8 protein-coding genes and 3 pseudogenes are annotated in these 6563 nt (G+C 60.2%); 6 read left to right on the top strand and 5 right to left on the bottom strand.

Annotated elements, in window-relative coordinates; translation table 11 throughout:
- From JCM13995_RS12445 to JCM13995_RS16400, 5 genes and pseudogenes are all read left to right on the top strand, one after another.
- A partial coding sequence (locus JCM13995_RS12445) for a helicase C-terminal domain-containing protein (RefSeq protein WP_305068851.1) occupies positions 1–265 on the top strand: 265 nt, incomplete at its 5' end.
- Positions 243–916, top strand: a pseudogene (locus JCM13995_RS12440) (hypothetical protein). The gene JCM13995_RS12445 and the pseudogene JCM13995_RS12440, both read left to right, overlap by 23 nt.
- The gene (locus JCM13995_RS16410) at positions 913–1344 is read left to right on the top strand and encodes a sce7725 family protein (RefSeq protein ID WP_225350893.1); all 432 of its coding nucleotides are present in this window, start codon (positions 913–915) and stop codon (positions 1342–1344) included. Before JCM13995_RS12440 ends, JCM13995_RS16410 begins: the two are co-directional and overlap by 4 nt.
- The gene (locus tag JCM13995_RS16405) at positions 1247–1573 is read left to right on the top strand and encodes a sce7725 family protein (RefSeq protein WP_225350895.1); all 327 of its coding nucleotides are present in this window, start codon (positions 1247–1249) and stop codon (positions 1571–1573) included. The genes JCM13995_RS16410 and JCM13995_RS16405 overlap by 98 nt, the downstream gene beginning before the upstream one ends.
- Positions 1536–1745, top strand: a complete 210-nt coding sequence (locus tag JCM13995_RS16400) for a hypothetical protein (protein ID WP_225350892.1) — start codon at positions 1536–1538, stop codon at positions 1743–1745. The genes JCM13995_RS16405 and JCM13995_RS16400 overlap by 38 nt, the downstream gene beginning before the upstream one ends.
- A 62-nt stretch (positions 1746–1807) precedes the next feature.
- Here JCM13995_RS16400 and JCM13995_RS16395 read toward each other — a convergent pair whose 3' ends face one another.
- From JCM13995_RS16395 to deoC, 5 genes and pseudogenes are all read right to left on the bottom strand, one after another.
- Positions 1808–2131 (bottom strand): C40 family peptidase, encoded by a 324-nt coding sequence (locus tag JCM13995_RS16395; RefSeq protein ID WP_225350894.1) that lies wholly within the window; start codon positions 2129–2131, stop codon positions 1808–1810.
- Between the two features lie 20 nt (positions 2132–2151).
- Positions 2152–3336: an SH3-like domain-containing protein gene (locus tag JCM13995_RS18145; RefSeq protein ID WP_054666150.1), complete on the bottom strand. Its 1185-nt coding sequence runs from the start codon at positions 3334–3336 to the stop codon at positions 2152–2154.
- A 204-nt stretch (positions 3337–3540) separates the two neighbouring features.
- Positions 3541–4248, bottom strand: a complete 708-nt coding sequence (deoD, locus tag JCM13995_RS12420) for a purine-nucleoside phosphorylase (protein WP_054666148.1) — start codon at positions 4246–4248, stop codon at positions 3541–3543.
- 19 nt (positions 4249–4267) lie between these two features.
- Positions 4268–5460: pseudogene (locus tag JCM13995_RS12415) on the bottom strand (phosphopentomutase).
- Positions 5460–6127: pseudogene (deoC, locus tag JCM13995_RS12410) on the bottom strand (deoxyribose-phosphate aldolase). Before deoC ends, JCM13995_RS12415 begins: the two co-directional pseudogenes overlap by 1 nt.
- 122 nt (positions 6128–6249) lie before the next feature.
- Between deoC and JCM13995_RS12405 the strand changes: the two are divergent.
- Positions 6250–6563: hypothetical protein (locus tag JCM13995_RS12405; protein WP_162230967.1), on the top strand; the 314-nt coding region annotated here is incomplete at its 3' end.

The following is a 6563-nucleotide window of genomic DNA, read 5'->3' as shown; positions in this document are numbered from 1 at the left end:
CGACGCCCAAGGCCAGGACGGGTTCGCCTACGCCTACCAGCTGCCCGGCTTCAACAACGTACTGCAGGCCGGCGGGCGCGTCATCCGCGGTGCCAAGGACGTCGGCGTTGTGCTACTGGCCGACAGCCGCTTTGCCGGACCGCGGTACGCGCCCCTGTTCCCGCCACACTGGACCCACGCCACCGTCGCCACCGACCTCGACGACATGGCCGCGCAACTGACCGATTTTTGGGAGGCTCATCGTGAAAACACCCCTGACGCTTGATTTGGAAAAAAAACGCTGTACGCCTACTGGGAGGACCAAGGCGCGGTGGCGGTCGAGGAAGTCACCATGCCAGACGACCGCGGCATTGTCGACACGCTGGTCATGCAGCCTGGCGCTCCCTTGACCTGGCGCTGCTTTGAGCTGAAGGTGACCAAAAGCGACTTTCACAGCAGCGCCAAGCTGAGTTTCATCGGCGACTACAACTACTTTGTGCTGCCACTCCCCTTGTACCAACAGGTGGCTGGCGAGATTCCTGCCGGCATCGGCGTGATGACCTACCAGCCCTTTGCCCCGGCCGCCATCCAAGCGGCCACGGTGCCCATCACCGTCCCCGGCCAGCTGACCATCAGTCGCCCGCCGCGGCGCCAGGCTTTGCAGGTGCCGGAATCTCAGCTGCTGGAACGCTTCATCGCCAGTCTCAACCGCGAGGTGCAAAAGGCCAAGCAAGTCGAAAAAGGCCTGGCCCACTTTTCCGATGAGCAGCTGCTGGCCGAGGTGAAGCGCCGCTCGGATCAGTACCGCGTGTACGACCCGGAGGCCAACTTGTACGACCGCGTCATGGGCGAGGTTGAAGACACCGCCGTTGCCACCCTGCAAGCCGAAGTGGACGCCTTGACGGCCGAGCTTGCAGAATTGAGGCTGCAGTCATGAATTACTACCCGTTGATTCGCGGCCGCCAGTACGACCTGCTAGCCCTGCGCGAAGCCGTCACCAAGGATTTCCTTTCGCCTCACATCCTACCGGTCATCGAACCGGTCAAGGACTTACCCGCCCTAGCCGCCGTGGCCCGAGCTTTCACCGACCGAAAGCACCCGCTGTTCATCGTGCAAAACCCGCAGGTGGGCCGCTACGGCCTGCTGGCAAGGCCCAGTCACGTCGCCGTGTTGTCCGCTTGGGTCCACCCAGCGCGCTACTTTGACGGTCAGCCAAGCGCGCTGATCATTGCCGAAACGCTGGCGCAAGCCGTGGCCTTGCGGGCGGATCAGCTGCCTACTGCCCGGCGGGGCCCGGTTTCGCCGGCTGCAGCGGCCAAGCGCCGCCTATCTGGAGGACCACACCCCGACGCGCGAACGCACTGAGGACTACCGGCTCGTCCAGCGCGAGTTTTACCAGTACCCCAAAACGACTTTGCCAGGGGCCGGCTTTGCCGACTACCCGCTATCAACGCGGCATTACGACGAGCGCGGGTATCCCCAGCGCGCGCTGTCGCTGCACCTGTTATTTAAATCCGGTCAGCAGCTATGGATGCAGCACTTCACCTCGGTCAACAATGCGGACTTTCACGATCCCCAAGGCAAGTTTTTTTGAGGCGGCCGCGCCGCTTCCCGCCTGGCTGAAGGACCACCCCGATGCGGCCACGCCTGCGTTAACCGAGATGATCCAGTACGCGACCGATCAGCACTTTCCCGGTGCCGGCGTGTTGCGCAAGCTGCAGCTGCGGCATTTTCTCAGCATCATGGGCCAGTACTTAGATGACTGACAGGCTAAAAAAAGGCGTCCGTCTCGCAGTGAGATGGACGTCTTTTGCTTGTCGATGTTGAATTAGAAGGCGACGTGAACGCCAAACGATGGGGCAAAGTAGCCCGAAATCGTCCCCACCTGAACGGTTTGGCCGGGTTGTGGCGCGTGGATGTACTGGTTATTGCCAATATAGAGCGCCACGTGATACGGCACCCCAGCAGTGGCCCAGAAGACCAAGTCGCCAGGCTGCAGCTGGGAAACGGAGAGCCGCGTCCCGTTGTACTGCTGACTGCCGGTGTAACCGCCAAGGGTGATGCCCAGCGCGTTCTTGAAGGTGTAGTAGACCAACCCGGAGCAGTCAAAGCTGTTAGGGCCTTTAGCGCCCCATTGGTAAGGCTTGCCAATTTGCAGGCGCGCCGTCGCGATCAGCTTCTGGGCCTTCTGAGCGCGGCTGAGCGTCGAGGTCGTGGTTGCTGGCTTGCTGGTGGTTGCGGCCTTGGCCGGTGCTGTCGCCTTGACCGTGGTCGTGGCGGCTGGCTTAGTGGCGGTCGTCGTTGCTGCACTGGCCGCTTGCGTGGTCGAAGGCGCAGCACGGTGCCAGTTGTTGCAACGTTAGAAGGAATATAGCCACCTGAGGTCAATTGATACCAGGTCGCGCCGTCAGCATTCACTTTGCCGTTGGCGGTGACCTTCTGACCGTTGCTCAGGTACTTGCCGGAAGCAGTCGTGAAGCTAGGTGCACTCCAAACTGTGACGACACTTGGGTAGTTAACGGTCAGGGTAAAGGTGCCAGCTGTGACAGCCGGCTTTGCAGCGCTAGACACAGGCGCGGCAGAAGTGACTGCAGGGGCAGCACTCGACGCGGCTGGTGCGGCACTAGAAACTGCTGGTGCGGCACTGGATGCGGCCGGCTGAGCTGCAGATACCGCCGGTGCAGCGGAACTGGCTGCCGGAGTCGAAAAACTTGCGGCCGGGGCGGCAGCACTCGCAGCAGGTGCAGCAGCGCTAGATGCAGGGGCAGCACTTGCGGCAGGCGCAACCACACTGCCTGATTCAGAAGCAAAGCGAGCCGGCACATAACCGCCGGTGCTCAAGCGGTACCAAGTCTCCCCATTGCTGGTAGTCTTGGCAACCGCCGTGACCTGCTGACCAGTGGCCAAGTAACGGCCGGTCGGCGTCTGGTAGTGGGTCGAAGCCCATACCGTGGTGGCGCCGCCAACGTAGGTCACCGTCAGCTTATACTGGCCAACCTGCGTGTCACTTGCAGAGTTGGAACTGGTGGCCTGGTCTGCCGCCGCATTGGCGTTGGCAGTCTGGCCATCTTCGGCTTGCAAGTAAACGGCCGGGATCCATTCGTTAGCGCCGATTTGATACCAAATCGCCCCGTTAACGACCTTGGAACCCTGAATTGCAATGCGCTGGTTGAACAAGACGTAACGCTTGACCTGGTTAAACGCCGGCGTCTTCCAAACAGTCGTTGCACCCTGTTGGTAAGTCACCGTGCCGGTAGTTGACGCGCTAACCTGGCTCGGCGCAGAGACCAGTGCTGCCAGTCCTGCAACCCCCGCGAGACCAGCGGTCAGTGCAATTGCCTTAGTCGATTTTCCCATACGTAAGTGCCTCCAATTTCAACATCACATTTAAAAGTCCGAAAGCTATTTTAAGATTTCTTAACGATTAGTTTTAGCTTAGCACCATGCCCCAGGGTTTTCACCGAATAGGCGTTCGTTTTTGTCCAAATCGGCGTGGCCACCAGCGCCCAGCCCCGTCATCAAGCGGCCCAGGCTGTCCACCAACGTTATTTTTCATTTATGTTACAAACGGATAACGGTCTTTAAAGCCAGCCGAATCATGTCGTCAAAGCTGGTCTGACGCTCTTGGGCCGTCGTTTCTTCCCCGGTGACCAAGTGGTTGGACACCGTCAAAATGGCCAGCGCACGCCGGTGGTACTTGGCCGCCAGCAGGTACAAAGCCGGCGTCTCCATTTCGGTGGCGAGCACCCCGTAATCGATCAGTTTCTGGCGGTCCATCTCATCGTTGTAAAAGCGGTCCTCCCCGAGCACATTGCCCACGTGGCAGCGCAGGTCATCCTCACGCGCCAGCTGAGCAGCCGTTTCCAGCAGTCCAAAATCGGCCAGCGGGGCGAAGTACAGCCCGGCGCCGAACGTGTTCAAAATGATCGATGAGTCCGTGGTCGCGCCTTGCGCCAGCACGATGTCGCGCACTTTGACCTGAGGGGCCAAACCGCCGGTCGTGCCGACCCGGATCAGCGTCTTGACCCCGTAATCCTTCATCAACTCAGTGGCGTAAATCGAAATCGACGGAATGCCCATGCCAGTCGCCTGCACGGACACGCGGCGGCCCTGGTAAGTGCCGGTGTAGCCGAACGCGTTGCGAACAGTGTTGTACAGCACCGGGTCATCCAGGTAAGTTTCGGCAATGTACTTTGCCCGCAGCGGGTCCCCAGGCAGCAGAACCACGTCCGCGATCGCATCTTGTGGCGCATCAATATGTGTGCTCATGATCTTCCTCCATTTAACCCTACTTCAACGCTGCCAAAAACGAGTGCCCAACGCCAGTGCCTTCGACCCCGAAATTCTCCAGGATCGTCGCGCCCATGTCGGCAAACGGCGAGCGAATGCCCAAGTCACCGCCGCCTGGCAGCGACTTGCTGTAAACCACCAGCGGCACGTATTCGCGCGTGTGATCGGTGCCGCGGAAAGTTGGGTCGTTGCCGTGGTCGGACGTGATCATCAGCAGGTCATCCTCTTGCATCGCCGCCATCAGCTCCCCGAGCTGCTTGTCGAAGGCCATCAGCGCATCGCCGTCGCCTTGCGCGTTGCGGCGGTGACCGTACATCGCGTCAAAATCGACCAGGTTCGTGAAAATAAAGCCCTCCCGAGCCGACTCGACCTGCTTGATGGTCTGATTCATCCCATCCTCGTTAGAGACGGTGTGGATGCCGTCATCCAGTCCTTGGCCGGAGAAAATATCGTTGATCTTGCCGACACCATACGTCGGGACACGAGCAGCCTGCAGGCGGTCGAGGTCCGTCGGAGCGTTAGGCATCAGCGCGTAGTCATGGCGATCCGACGTGCGCGTGAAGTTATCCGCCTTGTCGCCGACATACGGGCGCGCAATGACCCGACCGATTTTGTATGGCTGGTCGGTGGTGATGCTGCGGGCGTACTCGCAGATCTTGTACAGTTCCTTAAGCGGGATCACCGCCGTGTTTGCCGCAATCTGCAGCACCGAATCCCCTGACGTGTAAACGATCAGGTCGCCGGTTTTGAGCTGCTGCTCGCCGTATTTTTTGATGACCTCGGTGCCAGAGTACGGCAGGTTCACGATCACCTTGCGGCCGGAAAAGTCCTCGATCTGCTTAATCAGCTTTTCGGGGAACCCCTGCGGGAAAAAGCCGAGCGGCTCGGTGACCGGCAGGCCCATCATTTCCCAGTGTCCGTCCATGCTATCCTTACCGGCAGATATTTCGAACATCTTGCATAATAGCCGATGGGCTTTTGGATGGGTTCTACGCCGCGGATCGGTGCGTCTTCGCGAATGTTACCCAGGCCGAGCTTCTGCCAGTTCGGCAGCGCCCAGTCGCCATGAAAGAACTCGCCGATGTGGCCCAGCGTGTCCGCGCCCTCATCGTTAAACTTCTGGGCGTCCGGCGCGGCACCGATCCCGATGGAATCCGTGACGATGCCAATGACCCGTTTAAACTTTGCCATCAGTCGATCACCCCGGCTTCCTTGAGAATGGTGACGCCGGCGCTGGCGCCCAACCGGTCCGCCCCGGCCTCGATCAGCGCCTTGGCTTCTTCGTATGAGTGGATCCCGCCGGCGGCTTTGACGCCAAGCCGCGTGCCGACCGTCTTGCGCATCAGCGCCACATCGTGCACAGTGGCCCCACCGCTGGCAAAACCGGTCGACGTCTTGACAAAGTCGGCCCCGGCAGCCTCAGCGGCCTGGCAGGCCCGCACTTTTTCGTCGTCGGAAAGCAGCACGGCCTCAATGATCACCTTGAGCACCGCGCCCTTGGCGTGCGCAGCGTCAGCTACTGCCTGAATGTCCGCCTTGACCTGGTCGTCATGGCCGCCCTTGAGCTCGCCAATGTTCATGACCATGTCGACTTCCTTGGCGCCGTCGTCAATGGCGTGGTTGGCCTCGTCGACCTTGATGAAGGTCGTGTTGGCGCCCAGCGGAAACCCGATGACGGTGCAAACGTTGACGTTCGTGCCGCGCAGCGTTGCCGCTGCCGCGGGACCCAGTAGGGATTGATGCAGACGCTGGCAAAATCGTACTGCTTGGCTTGCGCCAGGACGGTGTCGATCTGTTCCTGCGTGGCGTCCGGCTTGAGCAACGTGTGATCAATGTATTTCGCTAAAGGCTTTTCCATGTTTTGCTCCCTCTTCTCAAATGTTCCAAACTAGTTAAATAGTACCATAGAACCGCTTTCTAAAATTGCCAAGAGGGGGATTGCCTCGCATAATGTAGGCGCAATGGAAAAGGAGGCGCGCCATGGCCTTGGTTGAAAGAATTGAATCCACTCGCGTCTTGCGCAGCCTGCGCGAGGCCTTGAAGACCCTGCGGCCGGTCCTATTGATCGCCGCCCTGACGCAGGCGGTCAACCTCAGTGTCGTCGCGCGAGAAGGCTTTTTTGCGCAGATCTATCATCTGAGCTGGCCGCGCTGGCTGCCGGTGCTACTGGCTAATCTCACCACCGTGTTGTGGGGCAGTCTGGCCATGACGGTCGCCGGCTTAATGGCGGCCGAGCTCGGCCACCGCTACCACGCGCTCGCGGTGATCGCCGTCATCGCGTTCATGGCACTTGT

The sequence above is a fragment of the Lacticaseibacillus camelliae DSM 22697 = JCM 13995 genome (assembly GCF_001311195.1).
In the GTDB taxonomy this organism is placed as follows: Bacteria; Bacillota; Bacilli; order Lactobacillales; family Lactobacillaceae; genus Lacticaseibacillus; species Lacticaseibacillus camelliae.
Note: the sequence above shows the minus strand (reverse complement) of the source record. Positions and strands in the feature narration are given on the sequence as shown.